Consider the following 21,079-nt stretch of genomic DNA (forward strand, 5'->3'; position numbering starts at 1 on the left):
CCCTCCCGCCACCCTCCGAGGAGAAGCCGATGACCGCCACCGAGCCGCTGGTCCGCTACCGCGTGGACCGCGCCGTCGCGACCCTCACCCTGGACTCGCCGCACAACCGCAACGCCCTCTCCGGCGCCCTGGTCGCCGAGCTCGAACAGGGGCTCGCCGACGCGGCCAAGGACCCGTCCGTCCGGGCCGTGGTGCTCACCCACACCGGCGGCACCTTCTGCGCCGGGGCCGACCTCTCCGAGGCCACCAACGGCGACCCCACCGCCAACCCGCGTCGCCTGGTGGCCGCGATGCGGGCTGTGGTGGAGCTGCCCAAGCCGGTCCTGGCCCAGGTGGACGGCCATGTCCGGGCCGGCGGCCTGGGCCTGGTCGGCGCCTGCGACCTGGCCGTCGCCGGGCCCAAGGGCACCTTCGCCTTCACCGAGGTGCGCCTCGGACTGGCCCCCGCCGCGATCTCGCTGGCGCTGCTGCCCCGCCTCGACCCGCGCGGCGCGGCCCGCTGGTACCTCACCGGATCGGTCTTCGACTCGGCCGAGGCCCAGCGCATCGGGCTGCTCACCGAGGCCGCCGACGACACCGCGGCGGCGCTGGAGCCGCTGCTGGAGGCGCTGCGGCTGGCCTCCCCGCAGGGCCTGGCCGAGACCAAGCGCCTGGTCACCGCCGACGTCCTGCGCACCTTCGCACGCGACGGCGAGTCCATGGTCGCCCAGTCCGCGCTGCTCTTCGGCTCCGACGAGGCGCGCGAGGGCATGCGCGCCTTCCTGGAGCGGCGGCCTCCCAACTGGGCGGAGTGAGCCCGGCGTTGACCCGACGGGAGGTCGGCACAGCCGCTGCTGCGAGGATGCCGGTCATGACGACGACCGTGCTCTCGACGCTGACCGTGCCCTGGATCCCGCTGCCGCACCGGATGGACGTGGTCCGGACGCCCGCCGTGCCGGAGGGGTACCAGGCCTCCACGGCGTTCGTGCTGGCCCTGGACGCCGACGGACGGACCCTGCTGACCCTGGTGGACCGGCCCGGGCGCGGCTGGGAGGTACCCGGCGGGCACCTGGACCCGGGGGAGTCGCCGTTGCAGGCGGCGGTCCGGGAACTGGCGGAGGAGGCGGGGCTGGTGGTGCTGCCCGAGCAGGTGGAGTTCTTCGGCGGGCAGCAGATCACCATATTCGGGACCCCGCCGGCCGACTACGCGTACCCGGCGCTGGGGTTCATGGCCTTCCACGTGGTCCGGCTGGACCACCGGGGCACGCCGGTCAGCCCCGACCCCGGGTCGGAGTGCGCCGCGGCGGAGTGGGTGGAACGGGACGAGGTGGCCCGGCGCTGCGCGGGGGCGGCCTGGCTCCCGCTGCACGAGTCGCTCTACGGCTGACCGAACCCGCGGGTAACCCCGGGAGGATCAAGCGCGGCCGCTCCGGTTACCGTGTCCGCATGCCGATGCTGATGCCGTCCTTCGCCGAGAAGACCGTCGCTGCCGCGCGAACCCGCGCCCGGCGGGCGGCCACCTCGCTGGTGCACCTGGGCTGGCAGTGGATCCAGGAGGCGGGCTCGGTGAGCGCCGACCGCCCCGGGCGGCTGCGCTTCGGCGCCATCGGGGAGTGCACCCGGCTGACCTTCCCGCTGGGTTCGGTCTTCAACGAGCAGTGGATCCATCTGGGCACCCACTGCATCATCGGTGAGGGCGTCTCGATGTCGGCCGGCTTCCTGCCCGGCCTGGACCTGGGCCCGGAGCCGATCGTGCGGATCGGCAACGGCTGTGTGATCGGCCGGGACAGCCATATCGTCGGCCACCACTCGATCATCTTCGGCGACGACGTCTGGACCGGGCCCGGGGTCTACGTCACCGACGAGAACCACTCCTACGACGACCCCGAGCTGCCGATCGGCAAGCAGTGGCCGCGGAACGAGGCGGTGTCCATCGGTTCCGGCAGCTGGATCGGCACCGGCGCGGTGATCCTGCCGGGGGCGGTGATCGGTCGCAACGTCGTGGTCGCTGCCAACGCGGTGGTGCGGGGGGAGGTGCCGGACCACAGCGTGGTCGCGGGCGCCCCGGCCCGCGTCGTCCGACGCTTCACTCCTGCGGAGGGCTGGCAGCCGCCGATCCGGACGGTGGCCCCCAAGCCGATTCCGGCGGGGATCACCCATGAGGAACTGGTGGCGCTGATCGGCTGGGACCTGCGACTGCCCAAGGAGCCGGGTGCGGCGGATCCGGTGGGGTAGCCGGGTGCGGCTGGGTGCATGGCTGGTCGCGCAGTTCCCCGCGCCCCTAGGGGGGCTGCAACTGGACCACGGTGGGGCAGTTGCACCTACCTAGGGGCGCGGGGAACTGCGCGACCAGCCATGCACCCCGCCGCACCTTGCTATCCCTCGGACACTCCCGCAGCCCGCCGCACCACCAGTGCCGCCACCCCGGCCAACCCGGCCAGCACCGCCACCGAGACCAGCGCCGTCGGCAGACCAACGCCCTGGGCCAGGAAGCCGATGATCGGCGGCCCCAGCACCATCCCGCCGTAGCCGAGCATCGACGCCGTGGCCACGCCCTTGGGCCCGTTCAGGGCCCCCGCGCGGTCGATCGCCAGCGGGAAGATGTTGGCCAGACCCAGTCCGACCAGCAGGAATCCGGCCAGGACCAGCGGCAGCCACGGGCTGAGCGCCGCGACCAGCATCCCGCCGCTGGCCACCGCGGCGCCGGTGACCAGCACCCGGGTCGGGCCGAAGCGCTCCACCAGCCGGGTGCCGCTGAGCCGTCCGGCGGTCATCGCCAGTGAGTACGCGGCGAACCCGCCGGCCGCGACCGAGGCGGTGGCGTGCAGGTCCGCGCTGAGGTGCAGGGTGCCCCAGTCGGCGAGCGCGCCCTCCCCGTAGGCGTCGCAGAGCGCGACCACGCCCAGCAGCAGCACCAGCAGCATCGGACCGCGGACCGCGGCGGACGTGGGCGCGGACTCGGCCGAAGGCTCGGCCGCGGTCGGACCCTCCGGGACGGTGACCCGGTGCCGGACCAGCGGCACCCCCGCCGCGACGGTGACGGCGAGTCCGAAGACGGCCATCAGGCCGAGGTGCCGGGCCGGCGACAGGTGGGTCGCGAGCAGCCCGCCCAGGCTCGCGCCGATCAGGCCGCCGAGGCTGTAGGCGGCGTGGAAGGCGGGCATGACGGGGCGTCGGGCCGCCGCGACCAGGTCGACGGCGGCGCTGTTGATGCCGACGTTCACCGCTCCGTAGCCCGCGCCGAAGAGCAGCAGCACACCGCCGAGCGACCACACCGAGTGCGCCTGAGGGGGCAGCGCGACGGAGGCGCAGAGCACCACGGCGGAGGCGACGGTCACCGGGTGGTTGCCGAAGCGCAGGCAGAGCCGGCCGACCCAGGTCATCACCAGCACCGCGCCGACCGAGACGCAGAGCAGGGCCAGCCCCAACTCCCCGGCGGAGGCGTGCACGGCGGACTTGATGGCGGGGATGCGGACCACCCAGCCCGCGAACAGGAAGCCGTCGAGGGCGAAGAAGGCGGTGAGCGCGATCCGGACCGGCGGCCAGGCGCTGAGCCGTCCGCCACCGGTGTTCCCGGTGGTCCGTGGGGTGTCGGTGGTGCCGGAGGTGCTGGCAGGTGTTTTGTATATTTGCGGCACAAAGTCAGAATAGAAGCGTGCAGCCAACTCACACAAGTCCCGAGCGGGGCCGTGCGGCCCTGGGTCCGGCGCTCGCCCTCGTCCACACCGGGGCGGCGCCGACCCGCTCCGTGCTGACCGGCGAGCTCGGTGTCACCCGGGCCACAGCAGGCGCCGTCACCGCCGAACTGCAGGCGCTGGGGTTGATCACGGTGGACGCCCGCCCGGCCGGCGGCACCCGTGGCCGGCCCTCGCACCGGCTCGCTGTCGATCCGTCAGGACCGGTGGTGCTGGCGGCCCAGATCCACGCCGACGGCTTCTCGATCGCCCTGGCCACCCTCGGCGGAGTGCTCGACACGCCCGAGGACTTCCCGCTTCCGCAGCCGGCGACCCCGGAGCGGGTGCTGCACGCCGTGGTCGCCGAGGCGTCCCGGCGGATCGCCGCCGACCCGCGCCGCTGCGTCGGCCTGGGCCTGGCCGTCCCCACCCCGGTCGCGCTGCCGGAGCGGGTCGCGGTCGCGGCGATGTACCTGGACTGGCCGTCCGGGACCCCGGTGGCCGACCTGCTCCAGCAGGAGACCGCCGCCGCCGGGCTGGACCTGCCGGTGGACGTGGCCAACGACGCCAACCTGGCCGCCCTGGCCGAGCACCGGCACGGCGCCGGACGCGGCTCCCGGCACCTGCTCTATGTCACCTCGGGCCACCGGGGCGTGGGCGGCGCGCTGGTGGTGGAGGGCCGGCTGCACACCGGCAGCGCCGGGCTGGCCCTGGAGGTCGGCCAGGTGCTGGTGGACCCGGGCGGGCGCCGCTGCCCCTGCGGCAGCCGGGGCTGCCTGGACGTCGAGGCCGACCCCAGCGCCCTGCTCGCCGCCGCGGGCCGCGAGGCCGACCCGTCGCGCCCGCTGTTCGAGCAGACGGACGAGATCCTGGCCGAGGCCGCCGCCGGGCGCCCGCGGGCCCGCGCCGCGGTGGAGCATGTCGTCGACCGGCTCGGCCTGGGCATCGCCGGTGTGATCAACATCCTGAACCCGGACCGGGTGGTCCTCGGCGCCTTCCACAACGCGCTGCTGGCGGCCGTCCCGGAGCGGCTGGCCCGGGTGGTGGCCGAGCGTTCCTACTGGGGGCGCTGCGGGCGCATCCCGATCACCGCGGCCGCGCTGGACCGCTCCGAGCTGGCCGGGGCCGCCGAACTCGCCTGGACGCCGCTGCTGGACGACCCGCTGGCGGTGCTCGGGGAGCAGGGCTGAACCCGCCCGCGTACTCCCGGGGGAGCAGGGCGAGTGCCCGCCCCGGCACGACGCCGCGGACCCCCCTTCGGCGCGATTCTCGGTAGTGGGTCGCCGCACCGCGGCGGCCGACGGATCGCAACCGAGGAGCCCGACATGCACACCACCCTGCTGGCGGACGGCTGGAACGGCGGCCCCGGGCCGTGGATCCTGCTGGTCCCGCTGTTCTGGATCACCGCCATCGTCTTCGTCCGCAAGGTCGTCTTCGGCGGCCGCCGGTTCCGCGGCCCGCGCGCCGAATTCGGCGCCGCCTTCGCGCCGCGGCAGGCCCCGGCGCCCTCGCCGATCGACACCCTGAACCGCCGCTACGCGGAGGGCCAGATCGACGAGTTCGAGTACCGGGAGCGCTACGACCTGCTCACCGCCCTGCCCGAGTCGCCCTTCGAGAAGGCGGCCCCCAGGGACGGAGTGTGACCGGCGCACCGCCGGAGGTGCTGCGGGCCGTCGGCGGCCCCCTGGGGGATCCGCCGGACCCGCAGCCTCACCCTCGCGGGCTCAGGCCCGCAACCGGACCGGTTCCCGGCCCCGCTGCTTCCCGCCCTCGGGCATCGACGTGCCGGCGCCCGGTGCACAGGCCGCCAGCGAGCGGGACGGCGGGGTCGGGCCGGTCCAGGCCACCTGCAGCGGGGCGATCCGCAGCGGTGTCGGTGCCGGCGCCTCGGCCGGAACCTCCGCGGGCTGCGGAGCGGTCTCCAGGGCGAACCAGACGACCTTGCCGGCCTCCTCGACCTGGGCGCCCCAGTCCGCGCTGAGCGCGGCGACCAGGGCCAGGCCCCGGCCGTTGATCTCCTCCTCGTCGGGCGCCAGCACCCGGGGCAGGGCCGTGCTCGTGTCGTGGACCTCGCAGCGCAGCAGACCGTCCGCGCCGCAGCTCAGCCGCAGCAGGCACTCCGCGTCGGGGCCGACGTGCCGGTGGACGTTCGCGAGCAGTTCGGTGACACCCAGCAGGCAGAGGTCGACGGCTTCGGCCATCTTCCAGTGGCGCAGATGCGCCATGACGATCCTGCGGACAACCGCGAGGCGCTGGGGTTCCGCTGTGAGCCTCAGTTCGTACTGCTTGTCAGACTCCATCACGCGTCGATTCCTCCTGCTTCGCTGGAGACCGACTCCACGCCCGATGAGACAACCGCGCAGAGTCACCACGTGGCTACATTCCGAGACATGTCCAGAATCACCCCGTTCGATGGCATTCGCAACGCGCGGGCGACCTCGGGTCCATGCTGCACGCTTGTGGGTCGCAGCGTAACTGCCCGGGCACGGTGAGTTGCGGAACATGCGCCGCCGTATGGCATATTCCAAGAAAAATCGGGAATGGCCCCACGGCTACGATGCGCGGGAGCGCCCGGTGGACCGGGAATTCCGGAAAAGAAAGCAGCCGAATGAAGACCGTGGATGTGGACCGGAGCGACGCCGAATACCGGGCCTGGCTGAAGGAGGCCGTACGCAAGGTCCAGGCGGACGCCAACCGATCGGCCGACACCCATCTGCTGCGGTTCCCGCTCCCCGAGGAGTGGGGCATCGACCTGTACCTCAAGGACGAGTCGACCCACCCCACCGGCAGCCTCAAGCACCGGCTGGCCCGCTCGCTGTTCCTCTATGCGCTCTGCAACGGCTGGATCAGGCCCGGGCGGCCGGTGGTGGAGGCGTCCAGCGGCTCCACCGCGGTCTCCGAGGCGTACTTCGCCAAGCTGATCGGCGTCCCCTTCGTGGCGGTGATGCCGCGTACCACCAGCTGCGAGAAGATCAGCCTGATCGAGGCCCAGGGCGGCAGCTGCCACCTGGTCGAGGACACCCGGACCATCTACGAGGTGTCGGCCCGGCTCGCCGAGGAGTCCGGCGGCCACTACATGGACCAGTTCACCTATGCCGAGCGGGCCACCGACTGGCGCGGCAACAACAACATCGCCGAGTCGATCTACGCCCAGCTGCGCCTGGAGCGGTATCCGGTCCCGACCTGGATCGTGGCCACCGCCGGCACCGGCGGCACCTCGGCCACCCTGGCCCGCTACGTCCACTACACCCAGGCCGACACCAGGATCTGCGTGGCCGATCCGGAGAACTCCTGTTTCTTCGACGGCTGGGTGAGCGGTGACTCCTCGGTCTCCTGCGAGAAGGGCTCCAGGATCGAGGGCATCGGACGGCCCAGGATGGAGCCCAGCTTCATCCCCGGGGCGATCGACCGGATGATGAAGGTCCCGGACGCCGCCTCGATCGCCTCGATCCGGGTGCTGGACGGCGCGATGGGCCGCAAGCCGGGCGGGTCCACCGGGACCGGGCTGTGGAGCGCCTTCAAGATCATCTCCGAGATGCTGGCCGCGGGGGAGCGCGGCAGCGTGGTCGGCCTGATCTGTGACCCCGGCGACCGCTACCTGGACAAGTACTACTCGGACGACTGGCTGGCCGAGCAGGCCATCGACATCCGCCCCTACCAGGCGGCGCTCGACGGGTTCCTGGAGAGCGGTGTCTGGAAGGAGTAGCCGGTCCGCGTAGTCGGTCCGGATGCTCGGTCCGGGCGCTCAGTCCGCCCGGACGCCGCAGCGGGCGTCGAGCCGGGCGGCGGCGCGGCGCAGCGAGCGGGCGACGCCCGGCCGGGCCGGCAGCAGGACGGCGCGGACCGCCGGGGCGGCGTCGACGGCGATGGTGAAGCGCAGCTCGGTGCCGCCCCCGGCGGCGGGGGTCAGCAGCCACTCCTCGGCCCAGGCCCGGACGCCGGGGACATTGGTCTCCTCGACCCGGTAGACGAAACGGGCGGGCCCGCCGTCCGACGGCTCCTCCCAGGCGACCACGCTCTCCACGAAGCGGGCACCGCCGCGCAGCGTCACCGCCCGTCCCGCGCCGACGCCGTACGGGGGCGGGCCGGTGTAGCCGGCGGAGCGGACCTCGCGGAACCACAGCGGCCAGGTCGAGGCGTCGTCGGTCAGCTCCGCGAACACCGCGCCGGGCTCGGCCCGCAGCCGCGCGGTGGACACCAGCCGGTTCGGTGCCTCCGCCAGGAACTCCGCCGTGACCGGACGCAGGCGCTTCGCCATGGTCCCCCCATCGCCCAGGAGATAAGGGGAGCAGTCTAGTTGACGCGCCGTCAAAAAAGTCACTCGGGCTGGGACTCGGCCACCAGATCGCCGGCGATGATCACCTCGCGGACCTGCTCGGACACCGCCGAGCGGATCTCCAGCGGCAGCCCGACATCGGTGACCAGGGTGTCCACCTCGGCCAGCGAGGCGAAGGTGGACAGGCCCACGGTGCCCCACTTGGTGTGGTCCGCGACCGCGACCACCCGGCGCGCCGAGGCGACGAAGCTGCGGTTGGTCTCGGCCTCGGCCAGGTTGGGCGTGGACAGGCCGGCCTCCAGCGAGATGCCGTGGCTGCCCAGGAACAGCAGGTCGAAGTGGAGCGAGCGGATCGCCCGGTCGGCGATCGGGCCCACCAGCGAGTCGGAGGGGGTGCGCACCCCGCCGGTCAGCACCACCGTCGCCGCGGTGGCCGGCGCGGCACCGTGCCGCAGCGCGTTCTCGAACACGTCGGCGACCCGGACCGAGTTGGTCACCACGGTCAGCCCCTCGACCTGGAGCAGGTGGTGGGCCAGTGCGAAGGTGGTGGTCCCGCCGGACAGGGCGATGGCACTGCCCGGGACCACCAGCCGGGCGGCCTCCCTGGCGATGTCCTCCTTGGCGGTGAGCTCCAGCGCCGACTTGGCCTCGAAGCCCGGCTCGTGGGTGCTGGCCTCCAGCACCGGCACCGCGCCGCCGTGCACCTTCTCCACCACGCCCTGGCGGGCCAGCGCGTCCAGGTCCCGACGCACCGTCATGTCCGAGACGTTCAGCCGCCGGGTCAGCTCGTTGACCCGGACCCCGCCGCGCCGCCTGACCTCGTCCAGGATGAGAGCGCGCCGCTGCTCCGCCAGGAGATTGCTGTTCTCGGCCACCCGTGCCCCTCACCGATCCAGTGATTTTCCCGCTATCCTCGCACGCCGTCGGCGCCGCAGGCATGCGCATCCGGCTGCGCGGGCAGCACACTTGGCGGGATGCTGCTCGGCAGCGGAAATCGGACGACCCGGGGGCGACCATGACAGACCAGGCACAGCAGGCGCAGGCGCTGCCCGCACAGCGGCGGCAGGCCGCCCCGGGGGAGCCGGCGATCGCCCTGGAACTGCTGGTCCACGGCGTCGGCGGGACCACGCCCGAGGCCATGCTGACCGACCCGCACCTGGTCCAGCTCACCGGCGACACCGTGGCCGGAACCTACCGCCGCTGGAGCGACCGGCACGCCGAGGAGGAGCCGGACCGCTACCGCGGCGGGGCCGTCGAGGAGGCCTACTCCTGGGCCGGCCTGACCTCGGGCAGCTCCATGCGCGCCCTGTGGCTGCTGCTGCTCCCGTTCATGTTCGCCAACCTGGCCCACTGGATGCGGCCGCCGGCCCCGCGCACCGCCCGGGCCCAGGGCCTCTACGACATGGCGGTGCGCCTCTCCGCGGTCAGCCTGACCGTGCTGCTCACCGCCGCCGCCTGCGAGACCGCGCTGGACCTGACCGCCTGGCAGTGCGCCGGCACCGCCGGCTGCGCGGCGCACCACAGCTGGCTGGGTTTCCTCTCCGCCGCCCACGGCGGCTGGTGGAGCCAGCCCGGACGGCGGCTCGCCCTGGCCAGCGCCGTCCCCGGGGGCCTGGTCGCGGTGCTGTGGTGGCTCTCCCACCTGACCTGGACCAGCTACGAGTCCCAGCGCCCGGCCGCGGCCGGGAAGCGCGAGGACCTCGCGCCGATGGAGATGCCAGGCTTCTGGTACGGCATGCGGCTGGTCCGCCGGCTGCGGATGACCCATGTCGCCGCCGGCCTGCTGACCGCCGACCTGGCGCTGCTGCTGCCGGTGCTGGACTACGACCGCTCCACCGGCGGACCGCTGGCCGTCCCCGGCTGGATCCTGCTGGCCCTGCTGGCGCTGCTGGCCGGCGGGGTGGTCACCGCGCTGGTGACCAGCAGCCGCAGCGAGTCCGAGCAGGACGACCGGCCGGACGACCTCGCCATGCGCGCGCTGCACTGGGCCTCGCTGGCCCTGCTCGGGCTCACCGTGCTCTACGCCGCCTGGGCCCGGCACGGCTGGCACTCGGCCGGACGGCTGCCCGGCGCCGCCGGGCTCTTCGCGGTGCTCTGCCTGGTCCAGCTGGCGCTGGTGCTGGTGCTGGTCCTCGCCGTGCGGCTGCTGAAGGGGAAGCAGCAGCCGCTGCCGGAGCAGCGGCAGGACATCACCGTTCCCGGCCCGTTCCGCCCGGTGCCCGACGGCGACGTCCGGTTCGGCGGGCCGGACGGTCCGGCGCTGCGCGGCTTCGCCGGCCCGGCCACCGCGATGCTGGGCGCCGGGCTGGGCAATCTGCTCACCGCCGGCGCCACCGTCTGGGCCGCCCAGTGGCTGATGGGCAAGGGCACCCTGGGCGTCACCGTCCCCGGGCCGCCGCTGCTGCTGGTCTGGCACAGCAGCGGGGTGCCGCTGCTGGCGGTGCTGCTGCTGCCGCTGCTGGCCACCCTGGGGGTCCGGATGGTGCGTCAGAAGGCGGCCCTGAAGGCGCAGGTGAACGCCGCCTACGACGTCGAGGGCGACGCCGCCGCCACCCGCACCACGCAGATCGCCGGGGCGCTCGCCAAGGCCCGGCTCACCGACGCCGGACCGGTGCTGATCGGAACCCTGGCGGCACTGGCCTTCGCCCTGGCCGCGGGCTCGGTGGCGGGGGCGCTGGCGACCGGGCGGACGCCCTCGCTGGCCGCCCACGGCGACCCCACCGTGATCTCCTACGCCGCCACCACGCTGCAGTCCGTGGGCGGCTGGCTGGTCGGCGCGTTCGTGCTGATGCTGGTGGCCGTCGGCCGCGCCGCCTACAAGCAGATCACCACCCGGCGCACGGTCGGGGTGTTCTGGGACATCGGCACCTTCTGGCCGCGGGCCGCGCACCCCTTCGCGCCGCCCTGCTACGCCGAGCGCGCCGTCCCCGACCTGGACTGGCGCATCCGCACCTGGCTGGACGACGACCCGACCCGCCGACTGGTGGTCTCCGGCCACTCCCAGGGCACGGTGCTGGCCGCCGCCGCGGTCTGGCAGCTCGACCCGGAGACCCGGGCCCGGGTCGCCCTGCTCACCTACGGCTGCCCGCTGCACCGGCTCTACAGCCGCTTCTTCCCCGGCTTCACCGGCCCGGAGGACCTGTCCCGGCTGCACGCGGACGCCCCCTACTGGCGCAACCTGTTCCGGATCACCGACCCCATCGGCGGACCGGTCCGGGTGGCCGTCCCCGAGGGGGCGCAGCCGGTGGACGCGCCGCCGTTCGTGGACCCGCTGGTCTTCGACCGGGACCAGCAGCACCCGCTGCCGGTCCCGATCAACGCCCACTCGGACTACCGCGCCGACCCGCGCTTCATCCAGGAACGCGACGCACTGCTGACCCAGCTGTGACCGGCAGGTCCTCCGGCAGCAGCAGCTGCAGCTGCTCCGTGGTCAGCTCGGCGACCTGGGCCAGCCGGACCGCGTGCCGCTCGACCATGGTCTCAAAGACCTGGCGGGCGGTGCGCCCGTTGCCGAAGGAGGGCCCCTTGGGGATGACCGCGTAGTGCTCCAGCAGGGCCTGCGCGGTGTCCTCGGCCAGCTCGTACTCGTGCTCGGTGGCCTGCCTGCGGGTGATCTCCAGCAGCTCCGCCGCCGAGTAGTCGGCGAAGGTGACGGTGCGTGAGAAGCGGGACGCCACGCCGGGGTTGGACGCCAGGAAGCGCTCCATCTCGGCGGTGTAGCCGGCCACGATGACCACCACCTCGTCGCGGTGGTCCTCCATCAGCTTGACCAGGGTGTCGATGGCCTCCCGGCCGAAGTCCCGGCCGCCGTCCTCGGGCGCCAGCGCGTAGGCCTCGTCGATGAACAGCACCCCGCCCAGCGACCGCTGGAACACCTCGGAGGTCCGCAGCGCGGTCGAGCCGACGTGCTCGCCGACCAGGTCCAGCCGGGCCACCTCGACCAGGTGGCCGCGCTGCAGCACCCCCAGCGACGCCAGGATCTCGCCGTAGAGCCGGGCCACCGTGGTCTTGCCGGTGCCGGGGGAGCCGGTGAACACCAGGTGCCGCCGCAGCGACGGGGCCTTCAGCCCGGCCTGCTGGCGGCGCCGCCCCACCGAGATCAGGTCGATCAGGGTGCGCACCTCCTGCTTGACGGTGTCCAGGCCGATCAGCGAGTCCAGCTCGGCCAGCGCCACGTCGGCGGGGCGGCACTCCGGCAGCGGTGCGATCGTCGGGGCGGCGTCCACCAGGGCCTCGCTGCGCGCGGCCGGCACCGCCGGCGCCGCGGCCTCCCAGGCCGAGACGGTGGAGACGGCCCGCACCGGCTCGGTCGGCGGCGCCTTGGCGTCGTCGGAGACGCAGCCCTCGGCGACCGGGCCCGGCTCGGGGAACTCGAAGCCGCCCCGGGCGTTCTGCTCGGCCCGGCAGCGGGTCAGCACCGTGGCGCAGCCGTCGATGACATGGAAGCCGAAGCCCTTGCCGTGGGTGGCGGTGCAGTCCTCGAAGGTGCCCCGGCCGCCGGCCGACACATAGACTGCCGCCTCGGCGCTGCCGCGCACCGAGCACTGCCGCAGCACCGGGTCCGCGCCGCGGGTGGCGATCACCCCGGTGGTCACGTCCGCGATCTCACAGCCCGTCAGCAGGCCGCCGCTGCCGTGGTCGCGGAACCACAGCCCGGTGTTGGCGTCCTGCACCCGGACCTGGTCCAGCCGCACCGTGGCGCCGTCGCGCACCGAGACCGCGGTGTTCCGCACCTGGGTGAAGGAGCACTCCACCACCTCCGCGGCCGATCCCCGGTCCAGCACGAACAGGGCGTCGGGGACGTCGTGCACCCGGCAGTCGGTCAGCGACACCTGGGCGCCGTCGCTGACCCAGACCGCCGGGTAGTCGCCGGTGGAGTCGCGGACCTCGCAGCCCACCGCCCGCACCGAGGTGCCCGGATCCCACACCGACAGGCCGTTGCGGCCGAAGGACCGCAGCGTGGTGCGCTCCAGCAGCAGCTGGGCGCGGCCGCGCAGATCGGCGCCGTTCTCCGGGACCTCCTGGATCCGGCAGTCCGCCAGCTCCAGCCGGGCCTCGCTGTCCAGCACCAGCGCGTTGTCGGTGACCCGCTGCACCGAGCAGTCCGCCAGCCGCCCCAGCGCCCTGTCCTCGGCCTGCACCCCGTTGCCGTTGATCTCGTAGAACTCGCAGCCCACCGCGTCCACCACGCTGCCGTCGCCGGTGAGCACCAGCCCGGCCCCGGCCGTGTGGTGCACCCGGCACCGCTCCAGCCGCACGGTGGCGCCGGACCGGACCACCACACCGGTCTGGCCGGCGGCGACCACCTCGCACTCCTCGAACAGCGCCACCGACTCGTCGGCGACCCGGACCCCGAGACCGCCCGGATTGTCCACGGTGCAGCGCCGCACGGTGGGGCGCGACCCGCCGTAGACCTCGATCCCCACCGAGGACCTGGTCACCACCCGGCAGTCCGTCAGTTCCGCGTCCCCGCCGACCAGTACGGCCGGGGCCGAGCCGTCCTGGCCCTCCAGCACCACCCCCTGCACCGACGCCGCGGCCAGCAGGGTCAGCGCGGTCCCGGTCGGCGGTTCGAACCGCACCGTCCCCGGGCCCTCGGCGGCGCGCACCGTCAGCACCTTGTCGACCACGACGTTCTCCCGGAACACCCCCGGCCCTATGGTGACCGTGTCACCGGCCTCGGCGGCCGCCAGGGCCTCGGACATCGTGGAGTACTCCCCGGAGCGCCTGCGCCACCGGGAAGCCCCGTCCAGCGTCACCCTGACCACGCCTGCTCCCATGGAGATTCGCCGCCCCCCTCGCCCCGACCACGCTACTTGCTCCGGCACCCCGCTGCGCCCCTCTCCCCTCTCAACGACTCAGACAGCAAACGGTCGCTCGGGCTCGGGCACCGGCCCCTCGGCGAGCACCACCACCTCGTCCCCCACCCGGACCACCCCGGTGCCCACCGGGGCCAGCTGCATGCCGAAGCCCAGCGTGCGGCCGAACTTGCGGTGCCTGCCCAGGGCCCGCAGCGGCTCCGGGCCGCGCCGCTCGCCGGTGGCCGGGTCCAGCGTGGTCATCACGCAGCGCCCGCACTGCTGCACCACCTCGAACTCCACCGCGCCGACCCGGATCCGGTGCCAGCCGGTCTCCGCCCAGGCCTCCGCGCCCTCGACCACGAAGTTGCTGCGGAACCGGCCCATCGGCACCGGGGCGCCCTTGACCGGGTCCTCCGGGTGGTCCTGCGCGATCAGCCGGTTCAGCGCGTCCAGCGACGCGGTGCTGGTGACCAGCAGCGGATAGCCGTCCGCCAGGCTGGTGACGACCTCCATCGGCCTGCGCTCGGGACGGTCCTGGTGCACCAGCCGCAGCTCCCGGCCCAGTACCTTGCGCAGCCAGGCGGCCGCCTCGTCCCCTGCGTCCACCAGTTCGAAGCCCAGGCCGAACAGCGACACCGGCAGCAGCGCCCCGTCCGGCTCGGACAGCCGCAGCACCCGGCCGTCCGAGGCCAGTTGCAGCACCCCCGGCTCCGGCAGCGTCGCGGTGATCTGCCCCAGCCTGGGGTCCTCGCGCTGGGAGACCATCCTCCCCGCCGCGTCGACCACCATCCAGCGCCGGTCCCCGGCCGGCCCCCAGGGCTCGATCTCCACCTGCCGCACCGGAACGGGGGCGAAGGATTTCACCGGATGGATCCGAAGATCAGTCAAACGCATGGTCCAACCATAAGCGGAGGCCGGTCAGCCCACGGCTGACCGGCCCCATGACCTGCACGTCCCCCCGGACGGTCAGAACCCCTGGAAGCCGCCGCGCTGCTGCGGGTACTCCTGGTACTGCACCGGGCGCAGCGGGGTGACCGGCGCGACCGGGCGCTGCGGCTGCGCGCCGTACTGCTCCGGGTAGCGCTGCTGCGGCACGGCCTGCTGCGGCATGCCCTGCTGCGGGGCGAACCGCTGCCCGGGGAAGGGCTGCGGCGCGAACGGCTGCGGGGCCGGCGGCTGCGGTGCGTACTGGGGCTGCGCGTACTGCTGCTGCCCGTAGCTGGGGCTGCTCGGCCCGGGGCCCAGGGCGAGCCGCGGCGTCGGCATCGCCGGCTGGGCGGGCTCGTAGCGGAAGCCGGTGTCGTAGGCGGGCGGCAGGGCCGCAGGCACATTGATGGGGGCGATCTGCGGGACGCCCCGCTCAGCCACCAGGCTGTCGTAGATCGGCGTGTCCGAAGCGAAGGACGGAGCGTAGTAGCTGACTCCGTCGTAGGCGCGAGGGGAGGTCATGACGCATACGGTAAGCCCACAATGTGCCTGCTGAGGAGAGTGTCACGGGAGGGATTTCCACGGCCTTCCTCCGCTTCAGCGCGCCCAGCCGGTCGAAAGTATGAAAAAAGGTCAGATCGGACCATCGCTGCGCGGCCAGCTCGTGCGATATCTTCACGGAACGTTAACCGAACGCCCGTTCCTTCGACCGTTTGGCCCGTCGAACGACCGATCCGCCCCCTCTTCACCCGATCCGGTGGGCGCGAAGCGTGACCGTCACTCCCCGGGGTGCCGCGGCGGCTGGTTGTCCCGTCGCTTGAGATAGCGCTCGAACTCCCGGGCGATGGCGTCGCCGGACGCCTCGGGCAGCTCGGCGGTGTCCTTGGCCTCCTCCAACTGCTGCACGTACTCCGCGACTTCGCTGTCCTCCGCGGCCAGCTGGTCCACCCCCAGCTGCCAGGCCCGGGAGTCGTCGGGCAGCTCGCCCAGCGGGATCCGCAGGTCCAGCAGGTCCTCCAGCCGGTTCAGCAGCGCCAGCGTGGCCTTGGGGTTCGGCGGCTGCGCGACGTAGTGCGGCACCGCGGCCCAGAAGGTCACCGCCGGGATGCCCGCGTGCGCGCAGGCCTCCTGCAGCACCCCGACGATCCCGGTGGGCCCCTCGTACTTGCTCTCCTCCAGGTCCAGGCTCTGGGCCAGCTCGGCGTCCGAGGTCACCCCGCTGACCGGCACCGGACGGGTGTGCGGGGTGTCGCCGAGCAGCGCCCCCAGGATCACCACCATCTCCACGCCCAGTTCGTGGGCGAAGCCCAGCAGTTCCTGGCAGAACGACCGCCACCGCATGCTCGGCTCGATCCCGCGGATCAGCACGATGTCCCGGGTCTTGGGCTCGGTCACCCGGACCACCGAGAGCCGGGTGGTGGGCCAGGTGATCCGGCGCACCCCCTCGTCCATCCACACCGTCGGACGGTTCACCTGGAAGTCGTAGTAGTCCTCCGCGTCCAGGGCGGCGAACACCTTCCCGTCCCAGATCTCGTCCAGGTGCGACACCGCCGACGACGCGGCGTCACCGGCGTCGTTCCAGCCCTCGAACGCGGCCACCATGACCGGGTCGATCAGCTCGGGCACGTCCTCGAGCTCGATCATCAGGGCCTCCCTCCACAGACGCCGTTGCACGGCGGGCTCTTGCACGTCTTGATAGGTGCCCCAGCCTACGGCGTGTAACCTCCGGTCCGGTCTGCGACGCGGTTCGCCCGCGTCACGGACCGGTGCCGCGGGCGGTGCCGCTAGGGGTCCAGCCAGTCGCGGTGGTAGGCGGCCCAGTCCGCGTCGGTGGCCGCGAAGTCCACGTACATCGCCACGCCGAACTTGAGCCTCCCGTGGTCCGCCAGCCGCACCCCGCGCAGCGCCGCGCCGACGGTCTCGGCCGAGGCGTGGTGCACCGCATTGTCCTCGTGGTAGGCCGGGAGGCCGATCAGCAGGTCCACCGAACTGGGCACCGACTGCAGCGCCAGCCTGGTCTGCTGCTGGACGTAGCCGGAGAACAGGCTGTGCAGCGGCAGGCCGCTGTCGTAGGCCATCACCGCGACCTGGTCAACCCGGTCGGCCACCTCGGAGAGGTAGCCGGTGGTCCACCACTTGGGGTGGCCGGTCAGGACCGCGCCCAGCAGGTGGATCCCGGGGACCGGCTCGGTCTGCGGGACCGAGACCGACAGCACCGCGTCCCGTTCGGCCGTCAGCACATGGGCCTGCTCCAGCAGGTCGAGGAAGTCCTGGTCGCCCGAGTGCACCGGCTCGAAGTCGATGTGGATGCCGTCGAAGCCCGCGTCCAGCGCCTGCCGGAAGGAGCCGATGATCCGGTCGGTGCGGGTGAGGTCCAGGCCGGGGCCCTCGGAGTCCACCACGTCGCCGAGCCAGGCCTGCACCCTGATCCCGGGCACCGCCTTGTGCATCGCCGCGACCAGCCAGGACGCCTGCGGGTAGAGCGCCGGGTCAAGGGTGCCGTCGTTCCGCAGTGGACCCGTATGGACGAAAAGGTCGTGGACGCCGCCGCCCATCTGCTTGACCAGTGCGCTCACATCGGCCGGCCCCTTGCGCCCGTCGACCCAGGCATGGCCGAGCCACACCGCGTCCCCCTGTCTGGTCCGCGCGCTCGCGCTCGGGTACCCCAGGTCGTTGACCCAGAGTCCGCCGACGGCCCCGAGGACGCACCCGACCAACGCGAGCAGCGCGGTCGTGACGAGTCGGAGGGCCCACACCCTTGCTCCCATGCAAGATCGGACTCATCCCCGCCTCTTACGGTTCCGTTCGAATGCCGGGTGTGTCCGGTCGGCGGATAACGGAAAGGCAATCCGGGGGCGACGGATTATGCTGGCCCCGCGCGTCACCCGCGCCAGTCGACAGCCGTCGCACCCCAGGGAGTAAGAACGATGACCATTCCCCAGCAGTCCCGCGCAGACGACCTGCGAGCAGCGCTCGCCTCCCGGGTGGTGGTGGCCGACGGCGCGATGGGCACCATGCTCCAGGCGCAGGACCCCTCGATGGAGGACTTCCAGGGGCTGGAGGGGTGCAACGAGGTCCTCAACGTGACCCGTCCGGACATCGTGCGGTCGGTGCACGAGGCCTACTTCTCGGTGGGCGTCGACTGCGTGGAGACCAACACCTTCGGGGCGAACTTCTCGGCGCTGGGGGAGTACGACATCGCCGACCGGATCTTCGAACTCTCGGAGGCCGGCGCACGGCTGGCCCGCGAGGTCGCGGACGCCTTCGCCACCGAGGAGCGCCCGCGCTGGGTGATCGGCAGCATCGGCCCCGGGACCAAGCTGCCGACGCTGGGCCACATGCCCTACGCCACGCTCAAGGAGGGCTTCCAGCAGAACGCGGCCGGACTGCTGGCCGGCGGCGCCGACGCGCTGCTGGTGGAGACCAGCCAGGACCTGCTGCAGATCAAGGCAGCGGTGCTGGGCAGCAAGCAGGCCATGCGCGAGGCCGGGCTCGATGTCCCGCTGTTCGTCCAGGTCGCCGTGGAGACCACCGGCACCATGCTGCTGGGCTCGGAGATCGGCGCGGCGCTGACCGCGCTGGAGCCGCTGGGCATCGACACCATCGGCCTGAACTGCTCGACCGGCCCCGCCGAGATGAGCGAGCACCTGCGCTACCTGGCCCGGCACGCCGAGATCAAGCTGTCCTGTATGCCCAACGCCGGCCTGCCGGTGCTGACCAAGGACGGCGCGCACTTCCCGCTGGAGCCGCTGGGCTTCGCGGACGCGCAGGAGGTCTTCGTCCGCGAGTACGGCCTGTCGCTGGTCGGCGGCTGCTGCGGGACCACGCCGGAGCACCTGCGGATGCTGGTGGACCGGGTCCGCGGCCGCGAGATCACCCCGCGGACCCCGCAGCCGGAGCCCTCGGCCGCCTCGCTCTACCAGCCGGTGCCGTTCCGTCAGGACACCTCCTACCTGGCCATCGGTGAGCGCACCAACGCCAACGGTTCCAAGAAGTTCCGCGAGTCGATGCTGGCGGCGGACTGGCAGGCGTGCGTGGAGATCGCCCGCGAGCAGATCCGCGAGGGCGCGCACCTGCTGGACCTCTGCGTCGACTACGTCGGGCGCGATGGCGTCGAGGACATGAAGAAGCTGGCCGGGCTGCTGGCCACCGCCTCGACCCTGCCGATCGTGCTGGACTCCACCGAGCCGCAGGTGCTGGAGGCCGGGCTGCAGATGCTGGGCGGCCGCGCCGTGCTGAACTCGGTGAACTTCGAGGACGGCGACGGCGACGACTCCCGGTACGGGCGGACCGCGGCGCTGGCGCAGGAGTACGGCGCCGCGCTGATCGCGCTGACCATCGACGAGGAGGGCCAGGCGCGGACCGCGGAGACCAAGGTCGCCGTGGCCGAGCGGCTGATCGAGGACCTGGGCCGGCGGTTCGGCATCGACGAGTCGTCGATCCTGGTGGACTGTCTGGCCTTCACCCTGGGCACCGGGCAGGAGGAGTCCCGCCGCGACGGCATCGAGACGATCGAGGCCATCCGGGAGCTGAAGCGGCGTCACCCGGCGGTGCAGACCACGCTGGGGCTGAGCAACATCTCCTTCGGCCTGAACCCGGCGGCGCGGATGGTGCTCAACTCGGTCTTCCTCAACGAGTGCGTCGAGGCCGGCCTGGACTCGGCGATCGTGCACGCGGCGAAGATCCTGCCGATGGCCCGGATCCCGGAGGAGCAGCGCGAGGTCGCCCTGGACCTGGTCTACGACCGGCGCCGGCCGGAGACCGCGGACAGCCCGGCCTACGACCCGCTGCAGCGCTTCCTGGAGCTGTTCGAGGGCGTCAGCGCGGCCTCGGTGCGGGCCGGCAAGGCCGAGGAGCTGGCGGCGCTGCCGCTGGAGGAGCGGCTGCAGCGGCGGATCGTGGACGGCGAGCGCAAGGGCCTGGAAGCCGACCTGGACGAGGCGCTGGGTGTGATGCCGGCCCTGGAGATCGTCAACAAGGTGCTGCTGGAGGGCATGAAGACGGTCGGCGTGCTGTTCGGCTCGGGCCAGATGCAGCTGCCGTTCGTGCTGCAGTCGGCCGAGGTGATGAAGGGCGCGGTGGCCTACCTGGAGCCGCACATGGAGAAGTCCGACGACGAGGGCAAGGGCACCATCGTGCTGGCCACCGTCAAGGGCGACGTCCACGACATCGGCAAGAACCTGGTCGACATCATCCTGACCAACAACGGCTACACCGTGGTCAACCTGGGCATCAAGCAGCCGGTCTCGACCATCCTGGAGGCCGCGCAGGAGCACCGCGCGGACGTGATCGGGATGTCCGGGCTGCTGGTGAAGTCCACGGTGATCATGAAGGAGAACCTGCAGGAGCTGAACCAGCGCGGCATGGCCATGGACTTCCCGGTCATCCTCGGCGGCGCAGCCCTGACCCGGGCCTACGTCGAGCAGGACCTGCACGAGATCTACCAGGGCGAGGTGCGCTACGCCCGGGACGCCTTCGAGGGCCTGCGGCTGATGGACGCGCTGATCGGGGTCAAGCGCGGGGTGCCCGGCGCGGTGCTGCCCGAGCTGAAGCAGCGCCGGCACGCCAAGGTCGAGGTGGAGGAGCCGGAGGAGTCCACCCAGCGCTCGGACGTGGCGCTGGACAACCCGGTGCCGGTGCCGCCGTTCTGGGGCGACCGGATCGTCAAGGGCATCGGCTTCAACGACTACGCCTCCTGGCTGGACGAGGACGCGCTGTTCAAGGGCCAGTGGGGGCTGAAGGCCGCCCGCTCCGGCGGTCCCTCCTACGAGGAGCTGGTGGAGACCGAGGGCCGGCCGCGGCTGCGGATGTGGATGGACCGGCTGCAGACCGAGGGGCTGCTGGAGGCCGCCGTGGTCTACGGCTACTACCCGGCGGTCTCGCAGGGCAACGACCTGGTGGTGCTGGGCGAGGACGGCAAGGAGCGGACCCGGTTCGGCTTCCCGCGGCAGCGCCGCGGGCGCCGGCTCTGCCTGGCCGACTTCTTCCGGCCCGAGGAGTCGGGCGAGAAGGACGTGGTGGCGTTCCAGGTGGTGACCATGGGCAACCGGATCTCCGAGGCCGCCAACGAGCTCTTCGCCGGCGACTCCTACCGGGACTACCTGGAACTGCACGGCCTCTCGGTGCAGCTCGCCGAGGCGCTGGCGGAGTACTGGCACGCCCGGGTCCGCGCCGAGCTGGGCTTCTCCGCGGAGGACCCCAAGGCGATGCGGGACATGTTCGCGCTGAAGTACCGCGGCGCGCGCTTCTCGCTGGGCTACGGCGCCTGCCCCGAGCTGGAGGACCGGGCGAAGATCGCCGAACTGCTCCGGCCGGAGCGGATCGGGGTGGAGCTCTCGGAGGAGTTCCAGCTGCACCCGGAGCAGTCGACCGACGCCATCGTGATCCACCACCCGGAGGCGAAGTACTTCAACGCCCGATAG

The 21,079-nt window shown here is 72.9% G+C and carries 17 protein-coding genes; 8 read left to right on the forward strand and 9 right to left on the reverse strand.

The features are described 5' to 3' along the window. The first annotated feature begins 29 nt into the window (after positions 1-29). From IF29_RS0128570 to IF29_RS0128580, 3 genes are all read left to right on the forward strand, one after another. Positions 30-794 (forward strand): enoyl-CoA hydratase family protein, encoded by a 765-nt coding sequence (locus IF29_RS0128570; RefSeq protein ID WP_030260833.1) that lies wholly within the window; start codon positions 30-32, stop codon positions 792-794. 56 nt (positions 795-850) lie between these two features. Then, the gene (locus IF29_RS0128575; protein WP_030260841.1) at positions 851-1,366 is read left to right on the forward strand and encodes an NUDIX hydrolase; all 516 of its coding nucleotides are present in this window, start codon (positions 851-853) and stop codon (positions 1,364-1,366) included. 65 nt (positions 1,367-1,431) lie between these two features. Then, positions 1,432-2,214: an acyltransferase gene (locus IF29_RS0128580; RefSeq protein ID WP_380524797.1), complete on the forward strand. Its 783-nt coding sequence runs from the start codon at positions 1,432-1,434 to the stop codon at positions 2,212-2,214. Positions 2,215-2,354: 140 nt separating this feature from the next. On the opposite strand, the gene IF29_RS0128585 is transcribed toward IF29_RS0128580, so the two are convergent. Continuing rightward, complete coding sequence (locus tag IF29_RS0128585) at positions 2,355-3,617, reverse strand: MFS transporter (RefSeq protein ID WP_037597018.1); 1,263 nt, start codon at positions 3,615-3,617, stop codon at positions 2,355-2,357. 17 nt (positions 3,618-3,634) lie between these two features. Between IF29_RS0128585 and IF29_RS0128590 the strand changes: the two genes are divergently transcribed. Beyond that, a complete protein-coding gene (locus tag IF29_RS0128590; protein WP_030260846.1) occupies positions 3,635-4,843 on the forward strand; it encodes an ROK family protein in 1,209 nt (402 codons plus the stop codon). 135 nt (positions 4,844-4,978) lie between these two features. Next, positions 4,979-5,296, forward strand: coding sequence for an SHOCT domain-containing protein (locus IF29_RS0128595; RefSeq protein WP_030260848.1), 318 nt, complete (start codon positions 4,979-4,981; stop codon positions 5,294-5,296). Positions 5,297-5,377: 81 nt separating this feature from the next. Here IF29_RS0128595 and IF29_RS0128600 read toward each other — a convergent pair whose 3' ends face one another. Next, on the reverse strand, positions 5,378-5,953 hold the full coding sequence (locus tag IF29_RS0128600; RefSeq protein ID WP_051726139.1) for an ATP-binding protein: 576 nt from the start codon (positions 5,951-5,953) through the stop codon (positions 5,378-5,380). 308 nt (positions 5,954-6,261) lie between these two features. Between IF29_RS0128600 and IF29_RS0128605 the strand changes: the two genes are divergently transcribed. Next, on the forward strand, positions 6,262-7,359 hold the full coding sequence (locus IF29_RS0128605) for a PLP-dependent cysteine synthase family protein (RefSeq protein WP_030260852.1): 1,098 nt from the start codon (positions 6,262-6,264) through the stop codon (positions 7,357-7,359). A 39-nt stretch (positions 7,360-7,398) separates the two neighbouring features. On the opposite strand, the gene IF29_RS0128610 is transcribed toward IF29_RS0128605, so the two are convergent. After that, positions 7,399-7,911 (reverse strand): SRPBCC family protein, encoded by a 513-nt coding sequence (locus tag IF29_RS0128610; RefSeq protein WP_030260855.1) that lies wholly within the window; start codon positions 7,909-7,911, stop codon positions 7,399-7,401. Positions 7,912-7,970: 59 nt separating this feature from the next. After that, on the reverse strand, positions 7,971-8,804 hold the full coding sequence (locus IF29_RS0128615) for a DeoR/GlpR family DNA-binding transcription regulator (protein ID WP_030260858.1): 834 nt from the start codon (positions 8,802-8,804) through the stop codon (positions 7,971-7,973). 140 nt (positions 8,805-8,944) lie between these two features. On the opposite strand from IF29_RS0128615, the gene IF29_RS0128620 reads away from it, so the two are divergent. Next, the gene (locus IF29_RS0128620) at positions 8,945-11,317 is read left to right on the forward strand and encodes a hypothetical protein (protein WP_232242607.1); all 2,373 of its coding nucleotides are present in this window, start codon (positions 8,945-8,947) and stop codon (positions 11,315-11,317) included. Here the strand turns inward: IF29_RS0128620 and IF29_RS0128625 are convergent. The 5 genes from IF29_RS0128625 to IF29_RS0128645 all read right to left on the reverse strand — a co-directional run bounded on the left by IF29_RS0128625 (position 11,280) and on the right by IF29_RS0128645 (position 17,425). After that, positions 11,280-13,709 (reverse strand): right-handed parallel beta-helix repeat-containing protein, encoded by a 2,430-nt coding sequence (locus tag IF29_RS0128625; protein ID WP_030260863.1) that lies wholly within the window; start codon positions 13,707-13,709, stop codon positions 11,280-11,282. The genes IF29_RS0128620 and IF29_RS0128625 overlap by 38 nt on opposite strands. 78 nt (positions 13,710-13,787) lie before the next feature. Then, a complete protein-coding gene (locus IF29_RS0128630) occupies positions 13,788-14,624 on the reverse strand; it encodes an MOSC domain-containing protein (RefSeq protein ID WP_030260865.1) in 837 nt (278 codons plus the stop codon). Positions 14,625-14,696: 72 nt separating this feature from the next. Beyond that, positions 14,697-15,179: a DUF6643 family protein gene (locus IF29_RS0128635; protein WP_030260868.1), complete on the reverse strand. Its 483-nt coding sequence runs from the start codon at positions 15,177-15,179 to the stop codon at positions 14,697-14,699. A 255-nt stretch (positions 15,180-15,434) separates the two neighbouring features. Beyond that, positions 15,435-16,301, reverse strand: a complete 867-nt coding sequence (locus tag IF29_RS0128640) for a PAC2 family protein (RefSeq protein WP_030260871.1) — start codon at positions 16,299-16,301, stop codon at positions 15,435-15,437. A 140-nt stretch (positions 16,302-16,441) separates the two neighbouring features. Continuing rightward, positions 16,442-17,425: a glycoside hydrolase family 18 protein gene (locus tag IF29_RS0128645; RefSeq protein ID WP_157623967.1), complete on the reverse strand. Its 984-nt coding sequence runs from the start codon at positions 17,423-17,425 to the stop codon at positions 16,442-16,444. Between the two features lie 159 nt (positions 17,426-17,584). Here IF29_RS0128645 and metH point away from each other — a divergent pair, with 159 nt between their 5' ends. Then, entirely contained in the window at positions 17,585-21,079 is a 3,495-nt protein-coding gene (metH, locus tag IF29_RS0128650) for a methionine synthase (RefSeq protein ID WP_030260874.1), read from the forward strand.

The organism is Streptacidiphilus jeojiense, assembly GCF_000719095.1.
Taxonomy (GTDB): domain Bacteria; phylum Actinomycetota; class Actinomycetes; order Streptomycetales; family Streptomycetaceae; genus Streptacidiphilus; species Streptacidiphilus jeojiensis.